General features: G+C 66.7%; 23 protein-coding genes and 2 pseudogenes. 10 read left to right on the top strand and 15 right to left on the bottom strand.

Annotation, left to right across the window (positions count from 1 at the left end; translation table 11 throughout):
• Positions 1-60 precede the first annotated feature (60 nt).
• From msrA to VET27_RS27110, 3 genes are read right to left on the bottom strand one after another with little or no spacing between them, the layout of a single operon-like run.
• Positions 61-573, bottom strand: a complete 513-nt coding sequence (gene msrA / locus VET27_RS27120; protein ID WP_526523224.1) for a peptide-methionine (S)-S-oxide reductase MsrA — start codon at positions 571-573, stop codon at positions 61-63.
• Positions 570-1,043 carry a peptide-methionine (R)-S-oxide reductase MsrB gene (msrB, locus tag VET27_RS27115; protein ID WP_526523223.1) on the bottom strand — a complete coding sequence of 158 codons (474 nt, stop codon included), beginning with the start codon at positions 1,041-1,043 and terminating at the stop codon, positions 570-572. The genes msrA and msrB overlap by 4 nt, the downstream gene beginning before the upstream one ends.
• Before the next feature lie 58 nt (positions 1,044-1,101).
• On the bottom strand, positions 1,102-2,010 hold the full coding sequence (locus VET27_RS27110; protein WP_526523222.1) for an alpha/beta fold hydrolase: 909 nt from the start codon (positions 2,008-2,010) through the stop codon (positions 1,102-1,104).
• A gap of 57 nt (positions 2,011-2,067) precedes the next feature.
• Between VET27_RS27110 and VET27_RS27105 the strand changes: the two genes are divergently transcribed.
• The gene (locus VET27_RS27105; RefSeq protein WP_526523221.1) at positions 2,068-2,574 is read left to right on the top strand and encodes a nuclear transport factor 2 family protein; all 507 of its coding nucleotides are present in this window, start codon (positions 2,068-2,070) and stop codon (positions 2,572-2,574) included.
• On the top strand, positions 2,571-3,590 hold the full coding sequence (locus VET27_RS27100) for an NAD-dependent epimerase/dehydratase family protein (protein WP_526523220.1): 1,020 nt from the start codon (positions 2,571-2,573) through the stop codon (positions 3,588-3,590). Before VET27_RS27105 ends, VET27_RS27100 begins: the two co-directional genes overlap by 4 nt.
• A gap of 92 nt (positions 3,591-3,682) precedes the next feature.
• Here the strand turns inward: VET27_RS27100 and VET27_RS27095 are convergent, their stop codons facing one another.
• The 5 genes and pseudogenes from VET27_RS27095 to VET27_RS27075 form a co-directional block, all read right to left on the bottom strand.
• A complete protein-coding gene (locus tag VET27_RS27095) occupies positions 3,683-4,048 on the bottom strand; it encodes an STAS/SEC14 domain-containing protein (RefSeq protein WP_526523219.1) in 366 nt (121 codons plus the stop codon).
• Between the two features lie 78 nt (positions 4,049-4,126).
• The gene (locus tag VET27_RS27090; RefSeq protein ID WP_526523218.1) at positions 4,127-4,483 is read right to left on the bottom strand and encodes a hemophore-related protein; all 357 of its coding nucleotides are present in this window, start codon (positions 4,481-4,483) and stop codon (positions 4,127-4,129) included.
• Positions 4,484-4,552: 69 nt separating this feature from the next.
• Positions 4,553-4,882 (bottom strand): hypothetical protein, encoded by a 330-nt coding sequence (locus VET27_RS27085; protein ID WP_526523217.1) that lies wholly within the window; start codon positions 4,880-4,882, stop codon positions 4,553-4,555.
• 121 nt (positions 4,883-5,003) lie between these two features.
• Complete coding sequence (locus VET27_RS27080) at positions 5,004-7,544, bottom strand: DEAD/DEAH box helicase (protein ID WP_526523216.1); 2,541 nt, start codon at positions 7,542-7,544, stop codon at positions 5,004-5,006.
• Positions 7,545-7,576: 32 nt separating this feature from the next.
• A pseudogene (locus tag VET27_RS27075) lies at positions 7,577-8,394 on the bottom strand (formate/nitrite transporter family protein).
• A 105-nt stretch (positions 8,395-8,499) separates the two neighbouring features.
• On the opposite strand from VET27_RS27075, the gene VET27_RS27070 reads away from it, so the two are divergent.
• Positions 8,500-9,870 carry an NAD(P)/FAD-dependent oxidoreductase gene (locus VET27_RS27070; RefSeq protein ID WP_526523215.1) on the top strand — a complete coding sequence of 457 codons (1,371 nt, stop codon included), beginning with the start codon at positions 8,500-8,502 and terminating at the stop codon, positions 9,868-9,870.
• A gap of 4 nt (positions 9,871-9,874) precedes the next feature.
• Here VET27_RS27070 and VET27_RS27065 read toward each other — a convergent pair whose 3' ends face one another.
• Positions 9,875-10,339, bottom strand: coding sequence for an SRPBCC family protein (locus VET27_RS27065; RefSeq protein ID WP_526523214.1), 465 nt, complete (start codon positions 10,337-10,339; stop codon positions 9,875-9,877).
• A gap of 119 nt (positions 10,340-10,458) precedes the next feature.
• Here VET27_RS27065 and VET27_RS27060 point away from each other — a divergent pair, with 119 nt between their 5' ends.
• The 3 genes from VET27_RS27060 (at position 10,459) to VET27_RS27050 (ending at position 12,406) form a co-directional block, all read left to right on the top strand.
• The gene (locus VET27_RS27060; RefSeq protein ID WP_526523213.1) at positions 10,459-10,830 is read left to right on the top strand and encodes a DUF427 domain-containing protein; all 372 of its coding nucleotides are present in this window, start codon (positions 10,459-10,461) and stop codon (positions 10,828-10,830) included.
• A gap of 97 nt (positions 10,831-10,927) precedes the next feature.
• On the top strand, positions 10,928-11,788 hold the full coding sequence (locus VET27_RS27055; protein ID WP_526523281.1) for a DNA-3-methyladenine glycosylase family protein: 861 nt from the start codon (positions 10,928-10,930) through the stop codon (positions 11,786-11,788).
• Between the two features lie 63 nt (positions 11,789-11,851).
• Positions 11,852-12,406, top strand: a complete 555-nt coding sequence (locus tag VET27_RS27050) for a Dps family protein (RefSeq protein ID WP_526523212.1) — start codon at positions 11,852-11,854, stop codon at positions 12,404-12,406.
• A gap of 51 nt (positions 12,407-12,457) precedes the next feature.
• Here the strand turns inward: VET27_RS27050 and aqpZ are convergent, their stop codons facing one another.
• The 3 genes from aqpZ to VET27_RS27035 form a co-directional block, all read right to left on the bottom strand.
• Positions 12,458-13,219, bottom strand: coding sequence for an aquaporin Z (gene aqpZ, locus VET27_RS27045; protein ID WP_526523280.1), 762 nt, complete (start codon positions 13,217-13,219; stop codon positions 12,458-12,460).
• Positions 13,220-13,365: 146 nt separating this feature from the next.
• On the bottom strand, positions 13,366-14,010 hold the full coding sequence (locus VET27_RS27040; protein WP_526523211.1) for a DUF2461 domain-containing protein: 645 nt from the start codon (positions 14,008-14,010) through the stop codon (positions 13,366-13,368).
• Between the two features lie 4 nt (positions 14,011-14,014).
• On the bottom strand, positions 14,015-15,070 hold the full coding sequence (locus VET27_RS27035; RefSeq protein ID WP_526523210.1) for a cupin domain-containing protein: 1,056 nt from the start codon (positions 15,068-15,070) through the stop codon (positions 14,015-14,017).
• Positions 15,071-15,224: 154 nt separating this feature from the next.
• Here VET27_RS27035 and VET27_RS27030 point away from each other — a divergent pair.
• Positions 15,225-15,404, top strand: a pseudogene (locus VET27_RS27030) (hypothetical protein); the annotation flags it as partial.
• A gap of 22 nt (positions 15,405-15,426) precedes the next feature.
• Here the strand turns inward: VET27_RS27030 and VET27_RS27025 are convergent.
• A complete protein-coding gene (locus tag VET27_RS27025) occupies positions 15,427-16,842 on the bottom strand; it encodes a chloride channel protein (protein WP_526523209.1) in 1,416 nt (471 codons plus the stop codon).
• A gap of 72 nt (positions 16,843-16,914) precedes the next feature.
• Entirely contained in the window at positions 16,915-17,658 is a 744-nt protein-coding gene (locus tag VET27_RS27020; RefSeq protein WP_526523208.1) for a PaaI family thioesterase, read from the bottom strand.
• Between the two features lie 687 nt (positions 17,659-18,345).
• Between VET27_RS27020 and gltB the strand changes: the two genes are divergently transcribed.
• Positions 18,346-22,941, top strand: a complete 4,596-nt coding sequence (gene gltB, locus VET27_RS27015; protein WP_526523207.1) for a glutamate synthase large subunit — start codon at positions 18,346-18,348, stop codon at positions 22,939-22,941.
• The gene (gene gltD / locus VET27_RS27010) at positions 22,934-24,400 is read left to right on the top strand and encodes a glutamate synthase small subunit (RefSeq protein WP_526523205.1); all 1,467 of its coding nucleotides are present in this window, start codon (positions 22,934-22,936) and stop codon (positions 24,398-24,400) included. The genes gltB and gltD overlap by 8 nt, the downstream gene beginning before the upstream one ends.
• Positions 24,401-24,789: 389 nt before the next feature.
• On the opposite strand, the gene VET27_RS27005 is transcribed toward gltD, so the two are convergent.
• Positions 24,790-25,644, bottom strand: coding sequence for an LLM class F420-dependent oxidoreductase (locus VET27_RS27005; protein ID WP_526523203.1), 855 nt, complete (start codon positions 25,642-25,644; stop codon positions 24,790-24,792).
• Positions 25,645-25,696: 52 nt separating this feature from the next.
• Between VET27_RS27005 and VET27_RS27000 the strand changes: the two genes are divergently transcribed.
• Positions 25,697-25,968 (top strand): maleylpyruvate isomerase N-terminal domain-containing protein (locus VET27_RS27000; protein WP_526523201.1); only part of this gene is annotated, 272 nt, incomplete at its 3' end.

Genomic DNA, 25,968 nt, shown 5'->3' with positions numbered 1-25,968 from the left:
AAGTGCCCTGACACGCCGACTCTAGGGGCACTTTGCGTCTGCTCGCGCAGGGGTTGCCTACTACTGCGAGGCCGTTTCGCGCCTCGGCAGCTTCCACCCCGCGCGCGGGAAGTGGCAGGTGTACCCGTTCGGAAACTTCTCCAGGTAGTCCTGGTGCTCGGGCTCGGCCTCCCAGAAGTCGACCGCCGGAGTGACCTCGGTGACGACCTTGCCGGGCCACAGGCCCGAGGCGTTCACGTCGGCGATCGTGTCCAGCGCGACGGCCTTCTGCTCGTCGTCGTTGTAGAAGATCGCCGAACGATAACTGCTGCCGACGTCGTTGCCCTGGCGGTCCTTCGTCGTCGGATCGTGGATCTGGAAGAAGAATTCGAGCAGCGCGCGGTAGTCGGTCTGCGCCGGGTCGTACTCGATCTCGATGGCCTCGGCGTGCCCGGGATGTTTGCGGTACGTGGCGTTGGCGTTCTTACCGCCCGTGTAGCCGACGCGCGTCGACACCACACCGGGCTGTTTGCGGATCAGATCCTCCATGCCCCAGAAACAGCCGCCTGCGAGGATCGCGGTCTTGGTCGTCATGACTGTGCCTCCTTGATGTCGAACAGCGTCTCGTACTCGCCGTAACCCTCGGCCTCGAGGTCGTCGAGATGGATGAATCTCAGCGAAGCTGAGTTGATGCAGTAGCGCAACCCTCCCGCTTCGCGCGGGCCGTCCTTGAACACGTGCCCGAGGTGGCTGTCGCCGTGCGTCGAGCGCACCTCGGTGCGCAGCATCAGATGGCTGAAGTCACGCTTCTCGAGGACGTGGGTGGATCCGTCGGGCCCCTGAATCGGCTTGGTGAAACTCGGCCAGCCCGATCCGCTCTCGAACTTGTCGGTGGAGGCGAACAACGGCTCACCGGACACCACGTCGACGTAGATGCCCGGTTCGTGGTTGTCCCAGAACTCGCCGGTGAACGGTCGCTCGGTGCCACTCTCTTGCGTCACCTGGTACTGCTCCGGAGAAAGGGCATTCACTGCCGCGGGGTTCTTGTTGTAGGTCTTCGCCACTGGTCCTCCTCGAAGTTGGCACTTGTATAACCTGACGTGCCCTTCAGATAGTTCCCCGCTACGGCTCGGCTCGAACCCGGTCGACGACGGCGATGATCTGGTCGGCGACGGCCCGTGGTTGGTACAGCATCTGGTTGTGCCCGGTCCCGGGGAGAACGACGTTCACGGTGCCGAGAGCGGCGGCCAGCATGTCGTTCGCCTGATGGATCTGGGCCTGTGTGTAATTGTCCGGCTTCAGCGCGGATGGCGCCGGGAACTTGTCCGCACTCAGCACGATCGCAGGCACTCGCGGCAACGGCGGGGCGGCGGCAATGGTCGCGAGGGCGTCCTCGGCCAGGATCGCCTCGTCGCCAGGAGTGACGGTCTGGCCGTCGGTGTTGAAGGCCGCGTTCTGATCGGGCCTGCCGAGACCCCAGAGGAATTCCGAGGTGGGTTCGGAGAACACCAGACCGCTGACCAGTTCCGGATGCTGGCGCGCGAGCAGGTCGAGGATCAGACCGCCGTACGAATGGGCGACGAAGACCATCGGCGTCGGAAGCTGCGCCGCGCTGATCAGGCTTACCACGTCGTCGACGTCGGACTGCACGGTGTGCGGTTGTGGGACGGGCGTCGACCGGTCGCTACCGTCCGGCCGGGTGTTGGGCCGGTCGTAGACGCAGATCCGCGTCGTCCTCGCCACCATGGGCTGCGCGGAGTCGGGACTCAGATCGACCTTCGCCTCCTCGATCAGGTCGTAGGGCGACGAACGAATCGGGTCGACGGGCGGGACGGCGGCATTCCACGCCTCGGCGTAGCTGCCGCCGCCCGGGATGACGAACACTGTCGGCGACCCCTCGCCCTGGCAGTTCAGGAAGAGACTGCGGCCGCCGCCGATGTCGACGAGGCCGGCGAGCTCGGCTGCGGAAGCGACGGGCGCGGTCAGTAGCGCGGCGGTCGCGCCGACCGCTACCGCGCGCAAGATGTTCACACCAGGGACCATACGGCTGCTCGACAAACGCAGGTAGAACGTGTTCTAGTTCTGGATGTGACGGGCAGCACGTTCAGCCGCGACGAACTGACCGCGGCATTCGCCGACTTCGAGGCCACGGTGGGCCGTGCCGCCCAGACCCGCGACTGGGATCCCTGGGTTGACCAGTACACCGACGACATCACCTACGTCGAGCACGCTGCGGGCACGATGCACGGGCGCGAGCAGGTGCGCGCCTGGATCTGGAAGACGATGGAGAACTTCCCCGGCAGCTACATGACGTCGTTCCCGTCGCTGTGGACGGTCTACGACGAAGCGACGAATCGCGTGCTCTGCGAGCTCGACAACCCCATGCGCGACCCCGGCGACGGCACGATCATCAGCGCCACCAACATCTCGATCGTCACCTACGCCGGCGACGGTAAGTGGTGCAGGCAGGAAGACGTCTACAACCCACTTCGCTTCGTGTCGGCGACCGTGAAGTGGTGCAGTAAGGCCAAGGAACTAGGCACGCTGCCCGACGAGGCGGCCGCGTGGATGCTCCGGTTCGGTGGCGCCAAGTGACTGCTCTCGTCATCGGCGCCAACGGCTACCTCGGCTCGCACGTGACCCGACAACTGGTGGCCGACGGACAGGACGTACGCGTGATGGTGCGAGCAGGCGCCAACACCGTGGGGATCGACGACCTCGACGTCACGCGATTCATCGGCGACATCTGGGACGACGCCGTTCTGCGCGACGCGATGACGGGCTGCCAGGTGGTCTACTACTGCGTCGTCGACACCCGCGGCTGGCTCAAGGACCCTGCCCCGCTCTTCCACACCAACGTGGAGGGCACCCGAAACGTGCTCGAGGTCGCCTGCCAGAAGGAGATCGCCGCCGACCTCGAGCGCTTCGTGTTCACCAGCAGTTACGTCACCGTCGGACGCAAACGCGGTCGCACGGCCACCGAGGACGATGCGATCGTCGATCGCGGGCTGACGCCGTACGTCCAGTCGCGAGTGCAAGCCGAGAACCTCGTCATGCAGTACGTCCGCGACCGCGGGTTGCCCGCCGTCGCGATGTGCGTGTCGACGACGTACGGCGCCGGTGACTGGGGACGCACGCCGCACGGCGCGATCATCGCTGGAGCCGCGTTCGGCAAGTTGCCGTTCGTGATGAGTGGCATCGAGCTGGAGGCCGTCGGGATCGACGACGCCGCAAGGGCTTTGGTCCTGGCGGCGCAGAAGGGAAGAGTCGGCGAGCGCTACCTGATCTCGGAGAAGATGATCAGCAATGCCGAGGTCGTCCGCATCGCCGCCGACGCCGCCGGGGTTCCGCCGCCGGCCAGGTCCCTGCCGCTGGCGATGTCGTGGCCGTTGGCAGTTCTCGGCAGCGCCAAGGCGCGACTAAAGGGCACCGATGAACAACTGTCGATCGGCTCTCTGCGACTGATGCGTGCCGAAGCGCCGGTCGATTGCGCCAAGGCGAAGCGCGAACTCGGTTGGCAGCCAAGGCCAGTCGAGGAGTCGATCCGCGAGGCCGCCACGTTCTGGGTCGGTCTGCGGGAAGCCAAGCGCAAGAGCAAGCAGACGGGCTGACGACGGTGACGCTGACCGCACGCCTGTCCGCGGGGTCGCAAAACGTGTTCAACAAGCGTGCACTCGGCGGTGAGATCGACCGCCCGCACGTCTCAACCCGCCGTGATCCATTGCTGCGCTGCCTCGGTCTGTCCGGCCGGAAAATGTCGGATCTCTGCCGAGACGAAGTGAATCGCTAGATATTCTGCGACATCGCCCAGGTGGGAGTCCGTCACCACCGCGACCTTCTTGATGTCCTTCTGATGATCTCGAACGAAGCGGAAGTGGGTGACCATCGCCCCGAAACTGTCCCAGCCCGGGAACTTCGGGGCATCGATGATGACACCCGCCAGGCCGCCGACCGTCTCGATGTGGGGATCGACAACCTGCGCGAGCTTCACGAAGTCGCCCTCCTCCAAGGAGGATTCCGGCCTTACGTGCAAGATGGAACGCTCGGTATCCAGGTTGACGTCAATCATGTTGGGCCCCCAAGTTATCGTGGTGTCCGCAGGACGTAATACCTGACGGTGTGCGATGCGCAGTCCCGCCCACTAGAGTTACTGGCAACGAATCTTCATGTCGCGCAGGGGCTGGCGGATCGCGGCGAGGTCCGCCTTCGCCTGCGGATTGTTGTCGAGGTAGGCCAGCGCCTGGTCACGGCTCTGCTCTCTGGGCTCACCCTTGAGGCTGGAGAAGAACGCGTTGACGTCGGGATGGGTGAACATGTAAACCGAGGTGGCTGCCGCGACCCCGGCGGTGATCTGCTCGAAGTCTCCCGCCGAGCAGCCTGGGACCGGCGGCGGCGGGTCGGCAAACGCGGGCGGGACGGTGACGAGGAGCGTCGCGCCCGCGATGACGCCAGCTCCGATCGCGGTGGCTAGCGTGCGGCGTACAGAACGCACAGATGACAACATGTCTCAATCTCCTAAACTCTTGAAACATCAACGGAAAGAAACAGATTCGGTGCCGGACCGATCCGAGTGCTAGCGGCGTCCGCCACCGCCGCCGCCGCCACCGCCGACCGACCCACCACCGGCGACCGACCCTCCGCCGGCGGGTTGGTCGGGTTGCAGCGCCGTGCTGCCGCCGGCGGGATTGAAGTACCACTCGTTGTCATAGGGGTACTGCTCGTCCGGCGCGGATACCGATGGCGAAAAATCCGATGAGCCACCATTGGTTTGAACGTCGCCACCCTGGCAGACGGTGACTGCGGGGTCGCACGAGTCTGCGACGGCGACGGGCGCGGCGACGATCGTGACTGCGGCACCCGCAGCCGTGCACAAGGCCGCCACCCCAAATCGTCCGAATCGCACGATGATTCCTTCCCCTCGTGAACTGCCATTTCTGGCACCCCGCCCTACATTGCCCAAGTCGCGATCGAGTGGACAGGGTATTTAGACCCCTACGAGCGCGCCGAATGCCCTGCAGTCGGGATCAGTCGCTGCGGCCGGCGTCGACGAGGCGGAGCACCGCCGCGCCCTCCTCGTCGGAGGCCTCCAGGTCAACCTCCACGTCGAAGCCCCAGTCGTGATCTCCCGCAGGGTCGTCCAGAATCTGGCGCACTCGCCACACGTCGGGCTCCCGGTCGATGATCAGCAGCGCCGGTCCACGGGCGTCGGCACCGGTGCCGACCTCGTCGTACTCGTCGAAGTACTCGGCCCCGATGTCCGCCCAGCGCTCCGAGGTCCAACCGGAGTCGCCGTCCAGCACGCCGAGGTCGTACCAGCGGCCCCGCGCGAACAGCTCCACCCGACGGAACAGCGCGTTGCGGACCATCGCGGTGAACGCCCGCTCGTTGCCGGTCAGTGGGCGCGGGCGAGCCGGCACCGCCACCGGTGCGTCCAACGGTTGGTCCGGGCTGGTGAGCTGCTCCCACTCGTCCAGCAGACTCGAATCCACCTGGCGCACCAGCTCTCCGAGCCATTCGACGACGTCGGTGACCTCTTCGGTCCGGGCCGCGGCGGGGACGCCGGACCGCAGGGCCTTGAAGGCGTCGGAGAGGTACCGCAGCACGGCGCCCTCGGAGCGGGTCAGCCCGTAGACGCTGACGAACTCTCGGAAGGTGAACGCGCGCTCCCACATCTCGCGCACGATGGACTTCGGCGACAGCTGACCGTCGGCCGCCCACGGATTGCTCTGCAGGTACAGCGCAAAGACGTGGTCGAGCACGTCCGCGAGCGGCTTCGCGTAGGTGACCTCGTCGAGCAGTGCGATCCGCTCGTCGTACTCGATGCCCTCGGCCTTCATCGCCGCCACGGCCTCGCCCCTGGCCTTCTTCAGCTGCGCGGACAAGATCTGGCGAGGATCCTCCAGCGTCGCCTCGATTACCGAAACCACATCCAGTGCATAGGTTTGCGATGCCGGATCGAGCACGTCGATCGCAGCGAGCGCGAACGTCGACAGCGGCTGGTTCAGGGCGAAGTCGGGTGGAAGGTCCACCGTCAGGCGGTAGCGCCGTCCGCCGGCCGCTGGCTCGTCGAGCCGTTCCAGCACGCCCGCCTGAAGCAGTGAGCGGGCGATGCCCACCGCCTCGCGGATGTGCCGGAGTTGCCGTTTGCGCGGTTCGTGGTTGTCGGTGAGCAGCCGCCGCATCGCGACGAAGGGGTCGCCGGGACGGTCGACGACGTCGAGGATCATCGCCGTCGACACCCGCATGTTGCTGGTCAGCGGATCGGGGGAGGCTTCGACGAGCCGGAGCTGAGTCTTCTCGCTCCACGGCACCATGCCCTCGGGAACTTTGCGGCGCACCAGCTTTCGACGCTTCTTCGGGTCGTCGGCGACCTTGGCGAACTGTTTGAGGTTCTCTACCTCGTGCTCGGGCGCTTGGACGACGACGGTGCCTGCGGTGTCGTAACCGGCCCGTCCGGCCCGGCCGGCGATCTGGTGGAATTCGCGGGCGTTGAGCAGTCGGGTGCGGGTGCCGTCGTACTTCGACAATGCTGAGAAGACGACCGTCCGAATGGGGACGTTGATGCCGACGCCGAGAGTGTCCGTGCCGCAGATGACCTTCAGGAGGCCAGCCTGCGCCAGCTGTTCCACCAGCCGTCGGTACTTCGGCAGCATCCCGGCGTGGTGCACGCCGATCCCGTGCCGGACGAGTCGCGACAGCGTTGAGCCGAAGGCCGTAGTAAAGCGGAACCCGCCGATCATGTCGGCGATCGCGGCCTTCTCCTCCTTGGTGCTGACGTTGACGCTCATCAGCGCTTGGGCCCGCTCCAGCGCGGAGGCCTGGGTGAAGTGCACGACGTAGATCGGCGCCTGCTTGGTGTCGAGCAGATCCTGGATCGTCTCGTGCATCGGCGTGGTCGCGTAGTAGTGGTGCAGAGGAACCGGGCGTTCGGCGTTGGCGACCAGGGCCGTCGGCCGGCCGGTGCGGCGGGCGAGATCCTCGCGCAGGAACGTGACGTCGCCGAGTGTGGCCGACATCAGCAGGAACTGCGCCTTCGCGAGTTCCAACAGCGGCACCTGCCAGGCCCAGCCGCGGTCGGGATCGCCGTAGAAGTGGAATTCGTCCATGACGACCAACCCGATGTCCGCGTCGGCGCCCTCGCGCAACGCGATGTTGGCCAGCACCTCCGCCGTGCACGCGATGATCGGCGCCCCCGCGTTGACCGACGCGTCACCGGTGAGCATGCCGACGTTGCCCGCCCCGAAGACGTCGCAGAGGGCGAAGAACTTCTCGCTGACCAGGGCCTTGATCGGCGCGGTGTAATAGCTGCGCAGCCCTTCGGCCAGCGCCGCGTACAGCGCTCCGGTGGCCACCAGCGACTTGCCCGAACCGGTGGGCGTGGCCAGGACGACGTTCGCGCCGCTGACCAGCTCGATCAGCGCCTCCTCCTGCGCCGGGTACAGCACGGTGCCACTGGCGTCGGCCCACGCGGCGAAGGAGGCGAACAGGGCGTCGGGGTCGGCGCCCTTCGCGCGCAGGGCGGAAAGGTCGGTTGGGTCGTCGAGCAGGGGAGGAGCAATCGTCATCGTGAGGACCAGCCTGCCCGATCACCCGCCGACTACGAGGCCTCGGCCTCTCTGCGTTCCTCTTGCAGGCGGTCCTTGCTGCGGAGCAGACGCAGCAGAGTCACCAGCCCGAGTCCGCCGATCACGTTCGCCAACAGCGTGTACCAGAACCAGCTCAGCCAATCCAGGTAACCGAACGGGGCTGCGCCAGTGGACAACGCGCCGAAGATCAGCAGCGAGTCCAGGATGGAATGGAACATCTGCAGGCCAGCTAGGAGGAATGCTCCGGCGACGGCGGCAGCGATCTTGCCGAACATCGAATCGGTGCCGTGCTACATCCGCATCATCAATGTGATGACCATGCCGCCCAGTAGCGCCAGCGCGATGGTTTGCGCCGAGATCGGCGCCGCGACGTAGTGCGTGGCCGCCTCGACGGCCTCGTAGTGCAACTTGGGGAAGGCCGTCATGATCAGCCACATGATCACCCAGCCGCCCACGAGGTTGGCGGTCAAGGTCCCCGTCCAGAGCTTGGCCAGTTGACCGACGCTCGCGCGCTTGGCGACGACGGTGGTGACGGGGATCAGGAAACCCTCGGTGAACAGCTCGCTACGCCCCAGCAGCAGTGCGAGGAAACCGATCGAGAACGCCAAGCCGGCAAGGAGCGGGTTGTGCGTGGCGTGCGATACGGAGAGGTAGGCGAGCACGCCCATCGCCACCTCGGTCCCCCGAAGAACCCCGTCACCAGCACTTCCCGCCAGGTCCGGTGCAATCGCTGGGTGCCCTCTCCGACCATGCGGACGAAGGCGTCCTCGAGTTCGTCCTCCAGCGGACTGTCGGTCGACCCGAGGTCGCGTTTGCTCGTCTCGCTCACGGTGGGCTCTCTGATCGTCGGATGGGTGAACCTGCCAAGTACCCAGGATGGGCGATTCGAAGCTCGGGTGGGCGGACGGTCGCGCGGCCCTGCCACACTCTTGAGGTGCCTCCCGTCAACGGTCACGTCTCGCACTGGTTCGACAAGATGCCCTCGCCCCGCTCGTGGCTGCCCGGGGACCGCGACGCCGACGTGTGCATCGTCGGCGCCGGCTACACCGGTCTGTGGACCGCGTACTACCTCAAGCGGGCAGATCCCTCGCTGCGGATCACGGTTCTGGAAGCGCGGTTCGCGGGGTTCGGCGCCTCGGGCCGCAACGGTGGCTGGCTGTCGGGCCTGGCGCCCGGCGACCGCCACGCCATGGCTCGCGAGCATGGTCGCGACAGCGTGCTGGCCTGGCAGCGGGCGCTCAACGAGGCGGTCGACGAGGTCACGGACGTCGCTGCCCGCGAGGGAATCGACGCGGGCATCGTCAAGGGCGGCACCATGCAGATCGCCCGCAACCCCGCCCAGGCGAAGCGGCTGGCAGCCGAGCTTGCCGAGGAACGTGAATGGGGTGTCGACGGCCTGACCGAGCTGACGACGGCCGAAGCGGCGCAACGGATTCGGTTCGACGGTGTCGTCGCCGCCTATCACACGCCACACTGCGCCCGCATCCAGCCGGCTTCGCTGGCGCGGGGGCTCGCCGACGTCGTCGAAGGACTCGGCGTACAGATCTACGAGCAGTCACCCGTCACCGAGATCGCGCCGGGCCGGGCCACGACGCGAAGGGGCACCGTCAAGGCGCAGATCGTCTTGCGCGCCACCGAGGGCTTCACCGCTGCGCTGCCCGGCCTGAAACGGCGCTGGCTTCCGATGAACAGCTCGATGATCGCCACCGAGCCCATCAGCCCCGACGTGTGGGAGTCGATCGGCTGGGACGGCCGCGAAACGGTCGGCGACATGGCGCACGGGTTCTTCTACGCCCAACGCACGGTCGACGACCGCATCGCGATCGGTGGTCGCAGCGTGCCCTACCGCTACGCGTCGCGGACCGACGTCGACGGCAAGGTGCCGGAGCGAACGATTCGGCACCTCAGCGCGGTGTTGCACGACGTCCTGCCGCAGGTGCGCGACGTACCGATCGCCCACGGCTGGTGCGGCGTGCTCGCCGTTCCCCGGGACTGGTCGGCGGGCATCGACCTGGACCGGGCCACTGGCCTCGGCTGGGCCGGTGGCTATGTCGGCCACGGCGTCACGGCGACCAGTCTGGCCGGGCGGACGCTCGCGGACCTGGTGCAGAACGAGAAGACGCCCCGGACCGAGATGCCGTGGGTTGGCCATCGGTCGAAGACCTGGGAGCCCGAACCGTTGCGATGGCTCGGCGTCCGCAGTCTTTACGTGGCGTACAAGCTGGCCGACCGGCACGAGTCTGGCGGCCGCGCCACGACGTCCCCAATTGCCGGCGTCGCCGACCTGATCACCGGGCGGCCGTAACCCGTCAGGTGGGTGACTCGGCCTTCGCCTTGAGTCGCTGGAGCGTGAGATCGATGTGCTTGGCGTTGGCTCCGGTGCGGTCGCTCACCCCGGTGGCCATGCCCGCTGGCTTGCGGAACCAGCCCGGCCGTCGGTCCCAGGTCTGCTCGGTGACCCGGCAGCCGCCGTCGACGGGTTCGATGTCGTATCGCCAGTGGGCCACCGGGACGATGGCGCTCTTGACGTCGAAGGCGAACACCCGGCCGGGCTCGGCGTGGGTGACCGTGCACTTGGTGGTCCACGACTTGTCGCCGTTGGTGTTGTGACCCTTGAACACCGCGCCGGGCTGGGCGGCGTCGCCCTTGTGCCACTCCATCGCGTTGACCTCCTCGGCCAGGGCCGCCATCGTGGGGAGATCGGTGATGAGGGCGTAGACGTCGGCACAGCTGGCGGAGATCGTGACCGATGCTTGGGCTGAGGGTTCGCTCATGGCGTGATGGTAGCGAGCGCCGTCGTTTTCCCGTGTCGCTTCGCTCTCCCAAGCAAGCGGGGGTACCCCCAGCACCGAAACCAGGAATCATGGCCCGCTCCGCGTACGTTGGAATGACCATGACCGAACGCACCGCTCTCCAGCCCACCGCCGAGCACCCCATCACCGTCACGCCGACCGGTCGACACGTCGTCGTCCGCGTGAACGGGGAAGTGATCGCCGAGACCGACGCCGCGTTGACCCTGCAGGAGTCGACGTACCCCGCAGTCCTGTACATACCGCTCACCGACGTGTCGCCGTCGGTGCTTGCGCGCAGCGACACCACCACCTACTGCCCATACAAGGGTGAGGCGAACTACTACGACGTGAGCGTCGGGGGAGGCACCGTCGACGACGCGATCTGGACCTACGAGCAGCCGTACCCGGCGGTCGCGCAGATCGCGGGCCACGTTGCGTTCTACGCGAACAAGGCCGACGTCACCGTCGCCTGAGCCGTTTTCGGCTTAATCTTTGACGGTGCCCAGTTCCGCCGGCGTGACGCGCAGCGTGGACTTCGGTGCCCTCTCGGGCCACCCCGCCAGCCCCTCGATGACGCTGTCGCCGCAGCGCCGCGGCCCCGGCGACCCGTGCTACCAGCTGGTCGAGGGCGCCGTCTGGAAGACCAGCCTGTTGCCGAGTGGACCGGTGACCGCGCGGATCGTGAAGTCGGGGCGGGCCACCGTCGACTGTGAGGCGTGGGGCGACGGCGCCACCGAGTTCGTCGAACGACTGCCGGCGCTGTTGGGCCTGCACGACGACGCGACCGGATTCGCACCCGAGGAGCCGACGATCGCGGCGGCACACCGCCGCGTGCCCCAGCTACGCCTCGGCCGCACGGACCGCGTCATGGAAGCCCTGGTGCCCGCCGTGCTCGAGCAGCGGGTGGCAGGCAAGGACGCGTTCCGGGCCTGGCGGCTGCTGGTGACCAAGTTCGGTGCGCCTGCCCCGGGGCCAGCTCCGGTGCGCATGCGCGTCCCACCTCCCGCCGACGTGTGGCGGCGCGTCCCGTCATGGGAGTTCCACCTCGCGAACGTCGATCCCGGCAGAGCGCAGACCGTCGTCAGATGTGCGCAACGGGCAGACGCGCTGGAGCGGCTGTCGACGCGCGCCCCCGAAGATGCCCGGGCGGCGTTGACGACGCTGCCGGGTGTCGGGGTGTGGACCGCCGCCGAGGTCGCCCAGCGCGCCTGGGGTGACGCCGACGCGTTGTCCGTCGGCGACTACCACCTCTCCAACGTGGTCGGGTCGACGCTTCTCGGGCATCGCATCGACGACGACGAGATGGTCGAACTCCTGGAACCGCTGCGGCCACATCGGTACCGCGCGACGCGGCTGCTGGAGGTCAGCGGCCTGGCACGCAACCCGCGCTTCGGGGCGCGCCAGGCCATTCCGGACCTACGTGCCCTCTAACAGAGGATTAGCCCCACTCGCTGGTGGGTAGCACTTCGGAAGACAAATTGAAGGAGCTAAGCAATGACTCAATTCACCGTGCCCGGAATGTCGGCGAAAGAGGGCCAGAAAGTGGCCGGCTTGCTGCAGAAGCAGTTGAGCGCCTACAACGACCTGCACCTCACGCTGAAGCACGTCCACTGGAACGTGGTCGGCCCCAACTTCATCGGCGTCCACGAGATGATCGACCCGCAGGTGGAACTCGTCCGCGGTTACGCCGACGAGGTTGCCGAGCGGATCGCGACGCTCGGCGCGTCACCGAAGGGCACACCCGGCGCCATCCTCAACGACCGCACCTGGGACGACTATTCGATCGGCCGCGACACCGTGCAGGCGCACCTAGCGGCCCTCGACGTGGTCTACAACGGCGTGGTCTCCAGCACACGTGAGGCGATCAAGGCCACCGAGGAGCCCGATCCCATCACCAACGACATGCTCATCGGACACGCCGCCGAGCTGGAGAAGTTCCAGTGGTTCGTCCGGGCCCACCTGGAGGACGCCGGCGGACAGCTGGTCACCGAAGGCAAGACCACGGAGAAGGGCGCCGCGAAGTCGGCCAAGAACGGCAAGTCGAAGTAACTCGAATACCTGGATCAGGTCCGCACCGCGAGGTGCGGGCCCGAGTCGTTCTCAGGGGGCTTCGTCCAGGGCGTCGTCCAGGGCTTCGTCGCGGACCGGGCGGTCGGCCAGTTCCTCGTTGCGGCCGAACAGGAACGGATACGCGACGCCTGCGATTGCCGCGCCGATCAGCGGCGCGAGCCAGAACAGCCACAACTGTACCGGCGCCCCGTCGCCGTTGAAGAACGCGACACCGGTCGAGCGCGCCGGGTTCACCGACGTGTTGGAGATCGGGATCGAGATGAGGTGGATCAGGGTCAGCGTCAACCCGATCGCCAAGCCCGCGAAGCCCTTTGGCGCACGGTCATCGGTGGCGCCGAGGATGACGAGAAGGAAGATGAACGTCAGTAGCACCTCGGTGATCAGTACCGCGACCATCGAGTAGCCGAACGGTGAGTGCTCGCCGAAACCGTTGGCTGCCATGCCGCCGGTGGGATCGAAATCCGCCTTGCCCTTGGCGATCACGTAGATCACCAGTCCGGCCAGCAGCCCGCCGATGACCTGGGTGATCCAGTACGCGGGCAGGGCCTTCCACTCCACCCGCTTGGCCAGCGCGGCCCCCAGCGTGACGGCCGGGTTGAAGTGTCCACCGGAGATGGTGCCGAACGCGTACACCCCGGTGAGCACCGTCAAGCCGAAGGCGAGCGAGACACCGAGGAACCCGATGCCCACCGACTTGTCCCCGGCCGGGTCGGCCGCGAAGACCGCAGCACCGCAGCCGCCGAGAACCAGCCAGAACGTACCGATGAGTTCCGCCGCCAGCCGATGGAACATCGTTGGGGTTGTCACGACCACGAGCCTCCCTTGGCGCCTCTCCACCGAAGCGTCTGAGCAGAGGGTCGCACGGGCATGCCACTGGGGCAATGGGTTGTATCCGAATCTTGATCTTGTCGAGACGGTCACCAACTTCCATCGCGTCGTCATTCGAGGCGTGCGCTGATCCAGTCGACCAGTGGCCGGGTGGCCTTCCAGTCGGATCGGACCGCGTCCAAGAGGTCGGCACTGTGGATGATCGGCTCGAAGCCGTAGTCCTTGCCGACCGTCAGGGAACGGTGCCGCAACAACTCGATGCGCGGGTGGTCGGCGTCGTAGCCCCGCGGCGCGGTCTTGAGCCGGTCACCGCCGACCGTGAACCCGGCCTTCGTCAACCTGGCGAGAATCCGCTGCAGTTGCTTGCCGCTCGCCTCGTCCGCGATCGACGCCCGGATCCGTGCGAGGTCGGTGGTGCCTGCGTGGTAGAAACCGGCGCCGGTGCGGACGCCGCGGGCCGCGATCTCGACGTACCAGCCGCAGGCGGGACCGGCTCCGACGAAGGCGCCCTGGTGCGTCTTGTACGGCGTCTTGTCCTTCGCGAACCGGACGTCGCGGAACGGGCGAAAGACCTTGGCCTGTCCGAACTCTGGCTCCAAGGCGGTCGTCAGCGCAGTCATCGGCGCCTTCACGCACTCCAGGTAGACGTCCTGGTGTGCCGCCCAGAACGACTTGGTGTTGTCCACATCCAGGTCGTCGTAGAAGTCGAGTGCAGTCTCGGGGAAGCCGTTGAACACCGGCGCCGGCTCAGTCATCCGCCTACTCGCCCATCGCCTTCGCGTCCACCGGGTTGTTGCGCGAGACGATCAGCGGATCGGTCTTGGTGAAGGGGAAGGTCGGCAGGTCGTCGATGTGGACGTTGAACGTCGCCGCGAGCACTTCGCGGGAGTAGGCGGAAGCCGAAGCGCGGTAGCCGATGTCGCCGGGGGTCGGCTGGTCGAAGAAGATCGCGAAGTGGATCTCCGGGGCGTCGATGACTTCGATGTGGTGTGGGTAGGCGCGCGGGATGAAGTACACGTCACCCTCGTTCAGGTACCAGGTGTCGAGGGTGCCGTCGGGATCCATCACCGTCATCCGTGCATTGCCTTGGTGCACGTAACCCATCTCGGCCGTGACCGGATGCCAGTGCGGCTCGCGCATGCCGTCCTCTCGGATGCGCAACGAGTACATCGACAGATCCTTCAATGCCGGCCAGTACTGAACGCGCGCAAGGCGGGCCGAACCGACGGCGATGCCGACCGGTGGGCTCTGGGCCTCGACGTTGAACTTGTGCGGATCGTCGAAGTGGGCACTCGGGGGCGCGTCCGGATCGCCGGCGCGGGCCGCCAGCGCTGGGGCGGTGGTGGCGCGGCGAATCTTGGCGAAGTCGGACGCCGGGAGGTCGTACGTGTTGCCCAGGACGGCATCGGTCATGGCGCCGAACGCGGCGGCCAACCCGAAGTCCTCCGGCCGTTCGCTGCGGAACGCGAGAATGAACTCGGCGGGCTCCTCACCGATGTTCTCGATGTGGTGCAGTGAGCCCGAGTCGATGTGGAACATCTCGCCGGCGGTGATGGTGAAGCTCGCGAACCTGTTGTAGCTGTCGAGCACCGAGACCAGCGACGTGCCGGAGACGCAGTAGGTGAGCTCGTTGGCGTTGGCGTGCCAGTGAGGGGTACGCATCGCCCCGGGATTGAGGACGATCCGCTTGATCGACATGCCCGACAGGATGGGGAGGGTGTCCGCCGTGACCCGTCGGATGGAGCCGAGGTCCGACTCCTCGAGAATCTCTCCCTCGGTCAGCGACGTGGCGTGCCTGCCGTGAGTGCTCTTCATCCTGATGCCTCTCCTTTACCCCGGCTACCCGGAAAAGAAGGTAGTCCACTACTCACGCCGTGTCGGTCGAGATTGCTTACGTTCGATGAAATGGCGGTGCGGTGGGTGCCCCCACCCCTGGGCGGTGCCGTCAGGGGACAACGAGGAGCAAGCTATGACGACCCCGAACTCGGACTCACTTCCCACGGCGAAGGTGGCGGCAGGTGGCATCGCAGGCGCGATCACCGTAGTCCTCGTGTACGTCCTCGGCCTAGCACACATCGTCCTGCCCGCCGAAGTGGGATCCGCCATCACGGTGATCTTCTCGATGGCGGCCAGCTACCTGATCAGGGACAGGAGCGCGGTAGCGCACACGTCTACTCGAACTCGTCCTTGACGATCCTGGGCTCACCGCGCCGCTCCGCTTCGGCGCTCTCCCGATTGATCCGCTGTGACTTGTAGATCGACACGCTGCTGCGTGTGATCAGCAGGTAGGCGATGCCGACGGTGATCATCGCTCCGGGTAGCACGGAGAAGGACCCAGTCATCTCGGCCACCATGATCATCACGGCGAGAGGCGCATGCGCGACGCTGCCGAAGCAGGCCATCATTGCCACCACCACGAAAACGCCGGGGCCGTCCGGGATTCCGGGCAACCCCGCGAGGTCGGCCAGCCGCCAGATCGCGGCGCCGACGAATCCGCCGATCACCATGCCAGGACCGAAGATTCCGCCCGAACCGCCGGTGCCGATCGACAGGGACGTGGCGACGATCTTGGCGAGCGGCAGGATCAGCACGATCCACAGCGGGATCGTCATCAGGGTGTCCCTGGCCGACGCCAGCTGCACCCAGCCGTAGCCGCTGGACAGAATCTGCGGAATCAGCAGAGCCAACAGGCCGACCAGCAAGCCGCCGATGGCCGGCTTGATCACCTTGCCCCCGGGTAGGCGGCGCGTCAGCGCCACGGTGCCGTAGAACACCCTGGCATAGAGGTAGCCAACGGCGGCGGAGACGATTCCGATCAACAGGAACCACCCCAGCTGGGTGGGCACGAATTCGTAGTCGGGTGCGACGAAGCCGAACAACGGGTCGTATCCGAGGAAGGCACCGTAGATGACGTAGGCGGTGCCCGAGGTGATGAAGCCGGGAACCAACGAGCGGTAGTCGAAGTCTTCGCGGTAGACGATCGACGCGGCCAGCACCGCGCCTCCGAGCGGCGCGCCGAAGATCGCGCCGATGCCCGACCCGATGCCCAACGACACCGCGACGCGTCCGTCGACGTCCGAGAGGTCCAGACGCCGGGCGAGAAGCGAACCGAAGCCCGCGGAGATCTGCGCGGTGGGTCCCTCGCGGCCCGCCGACCCGCCGGAGCCGATGGTCAGCGCACTGGACACCATCTTGACGAGTACCGCGCGCGCTCGGATGGACCGCGGGTCGGTGTGCACCGCCTCGATCGCGCTGTCCGTGCCGTGCCCCTCGGCCTCCGGCGCGAACTTGGCGACGATGAACGCCGACACCAACGCGCCGCCGAGGGTGACCAGGGGGATCGCCCACGCCCGGTCGAAACCCGTCGACCCTCGATCGCCGCCCTCCGCGGCAGCGGTGGGCGGTCGATAGCCGCCGAGATCGCCGAGCAGATACCGGCCGGCGTACTCCAGCCCAAGATAGAACACCACCGCACCCAGCCCGGCGATGACGCCGATGGAGATGCCGAGGATCAACCACTTGCGCAGGTAACCCGAGTTGCGGACGAAGGCGCCCACCCAGCCGCCGGTGCTGCGAGCCTGGGCCATGCGCGGATGCTAGCAGCGGTGGGCGGTCAACCAGGCGATGATGGCGACCTTGCCGTCGCTGCCGATGGCCTGTTAGTCGGCCACTCCCCTGCGCCGACCGATTCGCAATGCGGTTCCGACGTAACGGGATTGGTCACCTGCGAAGAACTGGCGCAGGAAGTTCACGCGAAGCGACGCGGTGGTCAACGGGTCGTCTGCGCGATCGGCGTTGACCGCCGCCGAGGCGACCACTTCGAGCCCGGCCGAGGCGATACCGCCGTGGACGACGTGGATGCTGTTGTTCAGCGCGGGGTCCACTCCCTGCGGCAGTACGTGTGCGTCGCCGTCCCGGAGGGGATCGCCTATCGCCATCTTCGCCGCCAGCCCGATCTTCGCCGCCACGGCTCCATCCTCGCTCGGCCATGCGGCGATTTGAGCCGGTGCCTGGATGTAGTAGGACCGCACGGTTCCGGTGCCGATGAGCTCCCCGTCGATGGCCAGATCACATTCTCCGAGGGCGGTCGTGGACTTGGATCCGACGAGCCTGGCGGTGCCGACCACGGGGGCGTCCGGGTGATCGGCGATGACGGCAGCGCACGTGGGAGCCAGCTCCAGCGACAGCTCACTGGTCACCGTCGACTCGTCGTCGTCGCGGCGGTAGTGGTTGACCAGCCCGGATACGTGGTCGACCAGCACGGCCAGAGGGCCTAGGGCCGGCGCACCCGTGATGGGGTTTGCGAGCCCGTGCACGGGCATGGTGGCCACGCAGAGGCCGGGAGCCTCCTCGTCGGTCTCGATGCCGAACCTGCCTATGGGGGTATTCAGTGGGTGGCGCATCGCGCACCAGCTTCCGTCGTGCGCCACGGGCTGCGCAGGGTGTGTTCCCCGGTTCGAACCCGCCTCCGGTGTCGTCGGTGATCCAGTCGTCCCCCGCGTCGCACCGCGCGACTTGGCAAAACCCCTGTTGGCCAGCGGGATACAACCTGGTCGCCGTTTCGCCGTCGACCGTCGCGGTGCCGCCGAACGCTCGGTTGCGCCGCCGATGGGACCCGAGTTCCGCCGCCGGCGTCGCGACGCCGACCGTTTGTGGTGCCTAAGAATCCGGCCAGGCTTTCGAGCAAATTCACCGCTGGGATATAACCGCAGCAAATCGGCAAAAAATGGTCACTATGGCAAACGAACAGTAATGATAATTGCGGTAGTGTGAATTTTGCCCGAGAGGACCCCTCGAGGACGCCTCGTGTCGCGAAGCGTCCACTGATGAACCGCAGCAACGGATTTCGTCGTCGTCATGGACGTCTCAATCCTGCATTCGGCGTCGCTCCGACCAGCCTGGTTAGGCTTGACTAAGTTGGCATGTCAGGCGGGGTTTGTCATATCGTTTCACCACTCGTGGCGAGTGGAGCCAGTCCCGTCGTTCAGTGCTGCACGCAGACAGACCCATCGCCCGCCGGCAGCAGCCGTCGATGACGGCTGCCAGCATCAGGCTCCCGTGAAGGTGTGTCAGAAGAGGGATAGGTGGGAATGGCGCCCAGCGACCAAGGACTTGGGCAGGGTCTTTACAACCCTGCCTACGAGCACGACTCCTGTGGTGTTGCGATGGTCGCCGACATGCACGGCCGTCGCAGCCGCGGCATCGTCGACAAGGCCATCACCGCGCTGCTGAACATGGAGCACCGTGGTGCCCAGGGCGCGGAACCGAACACCGGTGACGGCGCCGGGATCCTGCTGCAGGTTCCCGACGAGTTCCTCCGTGCCGTCGTCGACTTCGACCTGCCCGAGCCCGGCAGCTACGCCACGGGCATCGCGTTCCTCCCGCAGTCGTCCAGGGATGCCGCAGCGGCCTGCGAGTCGGTGCAGAAGATCATCGAGGCCGAGGGTCTGACCTTCCTCGGTTGGCGCGACGTGCCGACCGACGACTCATCCCTCGGCGCGCTCGCCCGCGACGCGATGCCAACCTTCCGCCAGGTGTTCATCGGTGGCGCCTCCGGCATGAATCTGGAGCGTCGCGCCTACGTGGTGCGCAAGCGCGCCGAGCACGAGCTGGGCACCAAGGGCCCGGGTCAGGACGGCCCGGGCCGCGAAACCGTCTACTTCCCAAGCCTTTCTGGTCAAACGCTCGTCTACAAGGGCATGCTCACCACTCCGCAGCTCAAGGCCTTCTATCTCGACCTGCAGGAGGAGCGGCTCACCAGCGCGCTGGGCATCGTGCATTCGCGCTTCTCGACCAATACGTTCCCCTCCTGGCCGCTGGCGCACCCGTTCCGGCGCGTCGCCCACAACGGCGAGATCAACACCGTCACCGGCAACGAGAACTGGATGCGGGCGCGCGAGGCGCTCATCCGCACGGACGTCTTCGGGTCGTACGGCGACGTCGACAAGATCTTCCCGGTCTGCACCCCCGGCGCATCCGACACGGCGCGCTTCGACGAGGTTCTCGAGCTGCTGCACCTCGGTGGCCGCAGCCTGCCCCACGCCGTGCTGATGATGATCCCCGAGGCGTGGGAGCGGCACGAGTCCATGGACCCCGCCCGTCGGGCGTTCTACGAGTACCACTCCTCGCTGATGGAGCCGTGGGATGGCCCGGCGTCGGTGTGCTTCACCGACGGCACCGTCATCGGAGCGGTGCTCGACCGCAACGGTCTTCGCCCATCGCGGATCTGGGTCACCGAGGACGGCCTCGTCGTCATGGCGTCGGAAGCGGGCGTCCTGAACCTGGACCCGTCGACGGTGGTGCGCAAGATGCGCCTGCAACCCGGCCGCATGTTCCTGGTGGACACCGCGCAGGGTCGCATCGTCTCGGACGAGGAAGTCAAGGCCGAGCTGGCTGCCGAGAAGCCGTATCAGGAGTGGCTGGACGCGGGCCTGTTCCATCTTGGCGACCTGCCGCCCGGTGACTACCTGCGCATGCCGCACCACCGCGTCGTGCTGAGGCAGCAGGCCTTCGGCTACACCTACGAGGAGCTCAACCTGTTGGTCGCGCCCATGGCGCGCACCGGCGCCGAGGCGCTCGGGTCGATGGGCACCGACACCCCGGTCGCCGTGCTCTCGGCACGGCCGCGGATGCTCTACGACTACTTCCAGCAGCTGTTCGCCCAGGTGACCAACCCGCCGCTCGACGCCATCCGTGAAGAGGTGGTGACCAGCCTGCAGGGCACCGTCGGCCCGGAGGGCGACCTGCTCAACCCGAACGCGGACTCCTGCCGCCAGATCGTGTTGTCGAACCCGATCCTGCGCAACGCCGAACTGTCGAAGCTGATCTTCGTCGACCCCGACCACGAGATCCGCGGCCACAAGCATGGCCTGCGCGCCGCAGTCATCCGCTGCCTGTATCCGGTCGCACGAGGCGGTCAGGGGCTGCGGGAGGCGCTCGACGACGTCCGTGCGAAGGTCTCGGCGGCCATCCGCGAGGGCGCACGCATCATCGTGCTGTCCGACCGCGAGTCGAACGAATCGCTCGCACCGATCCCGTCGCTGCTGACCGTGTCGGCCGTGCATCACCACCTGGTGCGCGACCGCACCCGCACCCAGGTCGGGCTGGTCGTCGAAGCCGGCGACGCCCGCGAGGTGCACCACATGGCCGCGCTCGTCGGTTTCGGAGCCGCTGCCATCAACCCCTACATGGCCTTCGAGTCCATCGAGGACATGGTGGACCGCGGCGTCATCGCCGACATCAGCAGTGACCAGGCCAAGGCCAACTACGTCAAGGCGGCAGGCAAGGGCGTGCTGAAGGTGATGTCCAAGATGGGCATCTCGACGCTTGCGTCCTACACCGGTGCCCAGCTGTTCCAGGCCATCGGCATCAGCCAGCAGGTGCTCGACGAGTACTTCACCGGGCTGAGCTGCCCGGTCGGCGGCATCGATCTCGACGACATCGCCGCCGACGTCGCGTCCCGCCACGCGCTGGCGTATCTGGACCGCCCCGACGAGCGCGCTCACCGCGAGCTCGAGGTCGGCGGCGAGTACCAGTGGCGTCGCGAGGGCGAGTACCACCTGTTCAATCCCGACACCGTCTTCAAGCTGCAGCACGCGACGCGCACCGGCCAATACTCGATCTTCAAGGAGTACACCAAGCTGGTCGACGATCAGAGCGAGCGGTTCGCCTCGCTGCGCGGACTGTTCAAGTTCCGCGACGACTTCCGGCCCTCGGTGCCGTTGGACGAGGTCGAGCCCGCCTCCGAGATCGTGAAGCGGTTCTCCACCGGCGCAATGAGTTACGGCTCGATCTCTGCCGAGGCGCACGAGACGCTGGCCATCGCGATGAATCGCCTTGGTGGGCGGTCGAACTCGGGCGAGGGCGGTGAGTCCGCCAGTCGCTTCGACCGTGACCCCAACGGCGACTGGCGCCGCAGTGCCATCAAACAGGTGGCGTCGGGACGGTTCGGCGTGACCAGCCACTACCTGACCAACTGCACCGACATCCAGATCAAGATGGCCCAGGGAGCGAAGCCCGGTGAGGGCGGCCAGCTTCCGGGGCACAAGGTGTATCCGTGGGTGGCCGAGGTTCGCCACTCGACGCCGGGCGTCGGGCTGATCTCACCGCCTCCGCACCACGACATCTACTCGATCGAGGATCTCGCTCAGCTGATCCACGACCTGAAGAACGCCAATCCCAGTGCGCGCGTGCACGTGAAGCTCGTCTCCGAGAACGGCGTGGGCACGGTCGCGGCCGGGGTGTCCAAGGCGCATGCCGACGTGGTGCTGATCTCCGGCCACGACGGCGGCACCGGAGCCACCCCGCTCACCTCGCAGAAGCACGCGGGCGCCCCGTGGGAACTGGGTCTGGCCGAGACGCAGCAGACGCTGCTGCTCAACGGACTTCGCGACCGGATCGTCGTCCAGGTTGACGGCCAGCTCAAGACGGGCCGCGACGTCGTCGTCGCCGCACTGCTCGGTGGCGAGGAGTTCGGCTTCGCCACCGCTCCACTGGTGGTCGCGGGGTGCATCATGATGCGGGTGTGTCACCTCGACACCTGCCCGGTCGGTGTGGCCACCCAGAACCCCCTGCTGCGCGAGCGGTTCAACGGCAAACCCGAGTTCGTCGAGAACTTCTTCCTGTTCATCGCCGAAGAGGTGCGGGAGCTCATGGCGCAGTTGGGATTCCGCACGGTCAACGAGATGGTCGGACAGGTCGGGGCGTTGGACACTCAACGGGCGGCCGAGCACTGGAAGGCCCACAAGCTAGACCTGTCTCCGGTGCTGCACGAGCCCGAGTCGGCGTTCATGAATCAGGACCTGTACTGCAGTTCGCGCCAGGACCATGGGCTGGACAAGGCACTCGATCAGCAACTGATCGCGCAGTGCCGCGAGGCCCTGGACTCGGGGACGGCGGTTCGGTTCAACACCAAGATCGCGAACGTCAACCGGACGGTCGGCACCATGCTCGGCCACGAGTTGACCAAGATCCATGGTGGACAAGGACTTCCCGACGGAACCATCGACATCACGTTCGACGGATCGGCGGGGAACAGTTTTGGCGCTTTCCTACCCAAGGGCATCACGCTGCGGGTGTACGGGGACGCCAACGACTACGTCGGCAAGGGCCTTTCCGGCGGACGGATCGCGGTGCGTCCATCCGAAGATGCACCGGCTGACTTCGTGGCGGAGGACAACATCATCGCGGGCAACGTGATCCTGTTCGGCGCCACCAGCGGGCAGGCGTTTCTGCGCGGCCAGGTCGGCGAGCGGTTCGCGGTGCGCAACTCGGGCGCCCATGCGGTCGTCGAGGGCGTGGGTGACCACGGCTGCGAGTACATGACCGGCGGCAAGGTCGCGATCCTCGGACCCACCGGCCGCAACTTCGCCGCGGGCATGTCCGGCGGTATCGCCTACGTGTACGACCTGCACGGCACGTTGTCCGACAACCTCAACGCCGAGATGGTGGAGCTCGAAAGGCTCGACGACGATGACGTCGAGTGGTTGCACGGGATGCTCGTCGCGCACGCCGACGCCACCGATTCGGCTGTTGGCCAACGTATTCTGTCCGAGTGGGAGTCTCAACTGAAGCACTTCGTGAAGGTGATGCCGCGCGACTACCGGTCGGTCTTGACGGCGATCGCCGAAGCCGAACGCAACGGCGAAGACGTCAACACCGCGATCATGGCGGCGGCCCGTGGCTGATCCACGCGGCTTCCTCAAGCACACCCACCGCGAGACCCCGCAGCGCAGGCCGGTCTCGTTGCGTCTACGCGACTGGAAGGAGGTCTACGAAGACTTCTCCCACGACGTCCTGCGGGACCAGGCCACGCGTTGCATGGATTGCGGTATCCCGTTCTGCCACAACGGCTGCCCGTTGGGCAACTTGATCCCCGAGTGGAACGACCTCGTCTACCAGGATCGGTGGCGCGACTCGATCGAGCGGCTGCACGCCACCAACAACTTTCCCGAGTTCACCGGCCGGCTGTGCCCCGCCCCGTGCGAGGCGTCGTGCGTGCTCGGCATCAACCAGGATCCGGTGACCATCAAGCAGGTCGAGGTCGAGATCATCGACAACGCCTTCGAAGAAGGCTGGGTCGTCCCGCTTCCGCCGGACCGTGTCACTGGCAAGAGCGTCGCCGTCGTCGGGTCCGGTCCGGCCGGTCTGGCTGCCGCACAGCAGCTGACCAGGGCCGGCCACCAGGTCACGGTGTTCGAGCGCGCCGACCGCATCGGTGGACTGCTCCGGTACGGCATTCCCGAGTTCAAGATGGAGAAGCGCCACATCGACCGTCGCCTCGAACAGATGGAGGCAGAGGGTACGCAGTTCCGGACCGGTGTGAACGTCGGCGTCGACATCACCGCGGAGCAGTTGCGGGCCGACTTCGACGCCGTGGTGCTGACCGGCGGCGCGACGGACTGGCGCGACCTGCCGATCCCGGGTCGTGAGCTCGATGGCGTCTACCAGGCGATGGAGTACCTGCCCTGGGCGAACCGGGTGCAGAACGGCGATCCCGTGCTCGGCGACGACGGCGAGCCGCCGATCACCGCCAAGGGCAAGAAGGTCATCATCATCGGCGGCGGTGACACCGGCGCCGACTGCCTGGGCACTGCGCACCGTCAGGGCGCGGCCAGTGTGCATCAGTTCGAGATCATGCCGCGGCCGCCCGAGGAGCGGGCCGAGTCGACGCCGTGGCCGACCTACCCGCTGATGTACCGCGTGGCCTCGGCACACGAGGAAGGCGGCGAACGGGTCTTCTCGGTCAACACCGAGCAGTTCATCGGCACCGATGGCCGCGTCACCGCACTGAAGGTGCACGAGGTGTGGATGCAGGACGGCAAGTTCGCCAAGCTCGAGGACAGCGACTTCGAGTTGGAGGCCGACCTGGTGCTGCTGGCGATGGGCTTCGTCGGTCCCGAGAGGCCGGGTCTGCTGGCTGACTTGCACGTCGAGCTCACCGACCGGGGAAACGTATCCCGCCATGACGACTTCCAGACGTCGGTTCCCGGCGTCTTCGTCGCCGGCGACATGGGTCGGGGGCAGTCGCTCATCGTCTGGGCCATCGCCGAGGGGCGGGCCGCGGCCGCAGGAGTCGACCGTTATCTCATGGGCCAGACCGCGCTCCCGGCGCCGATCAGGCCGACGGCCGCGCCTCAGCGATAACCGCTTTCAGCGCCTCAATAACCACATCAGTCACACCAGAAACATCCGATCTTTGATCGGCGCGCCGCATTGTGTTAGCCAGATCACAGGTGTCTAATGGTAGTCGGGGTTAATGCGCTAGTGTTTCCCCACGGTGAAGCCATACGCCAACCGCAGGAGTGAACACCGTGTACATCAACCCGATTGCCCGATCCCGAATGGGCCGAATTGCCTGGTCACTGTTTCGGCACCCCGTCCGGAGCCGCGAGTTCCCGGCCAAGCACGAGCGTCTGGTGACTGCTGCCGAACTCGTTCGATACGGCGTCTAGCTCACTTATCCTCGATCGGAATCATCCGAGACGTAAGTTTGCTTAGCTAACGTATCTACCTGAGCGTCAGTAAGCATCCGATCAAGGCGTGCCGAGCAGGCCCGAATCTCTGATCGCCTCCGCCAAGGGTTCCAGCACCGCTGGGTCATAGTGTGGGGGCAGGTAGATGATCGCGAGATCCAATCCCTCTGCGCCGAGCGCGACGCAATCTTCGATCACCTTCCGGTAATTGCGGTCCTCGCCGAGCCGGACGTGAGCCGACAGCGTGATCTCCTTGGGGTCGCGGCCGATGTCCTTGCAACGGGCCGCGAGCACGTTGCGTTTGTGGGCGAATTCCTCCGGGGTGCCGCCGACGAAGTTCCAGTGGTCGGCGTACTTTGCGGTCAGCGGCAGCGTGCGCTTCTCACCGCTGCCACCGATGCAGATCGGCGGATGCGGCAGTTGCGGACCCTTCGGCTCGTTGCGGGCGTCCTTGAGTTGGTAGTACTTGCCGTCGAAGGTCGTGGACTCCTTGGTCAGCAGGCTGGTCAGCACCTCGCAGGCCTCCTCGAAGCGGTCGAACCGCTCCTTGATGGTGCCGAGCTCGATGCCGTAGGCGCCGGACTCCTCCTCATTCCAGCCGGCGCCGATGCCCAGTTCGAGCCTGCCATTGGAGATGACGTCCAACGCCGCGGCCATGTTGGCCAGCACGGCGGGGTGCCGGTAGTGGATGCCGGTGACCAGCACGCCGACCCGCAGCCGCTGGGTGGCCTGCGCCAGTGCGGTAAGGGTGATCCACCCCTCCAGGCACGGGCCGGAGGAGTCGGAGAAGATCGGATAGAAGTGGTCGAACGTCCAGCCGGACTCGAACACGTCGATGTCGTCGGCGGTCTGCCAGATCGGCAGCATCTCGGTCCAGGTGGTGTTCTGCGGGGATGTCTTGAAGGCGAATCGCACTCATCCAAGCCTAGACCCGCTCGCTGGCTGTCGTCGATGAGTTTTCGCGTCGGTGCCGGTCGGTACGGACATGATCGACATGGCATCGGCGTGCGCCCGGACGGCTGACGTGCTTGCTGCCGTCACCGAGGACCAACTCAACGGCTCCACCCCATGCGAGAAGCTGATGCTTCGCGAACTCGTCGCCCACGTCGGTGGCCTCGGCGTCGCCTTCGCCGCGGCCGCACGCAAGGACCTCGGCGAACTGACCGACGGCCCGCCCGGTGACGGGGGCTACCAACTGGACGACGACTGGCGGGCGGCTTACCCGGTCAATCTGGCCGG

The sequence above is a fragment of the Mycobacterium sp. genome (assembly GCF_035633495.1).
Taxonomy (GTDB): Bacteria; Actinomycetota; Actinomycetes; order Mycobacteriales; family Mycobacteriaceae; genus Mycobacterium.
Note: the sequence above shows the minus strand (reverse complement) of the source record. Positions and strands in the feature narration are given on the sequence as shown.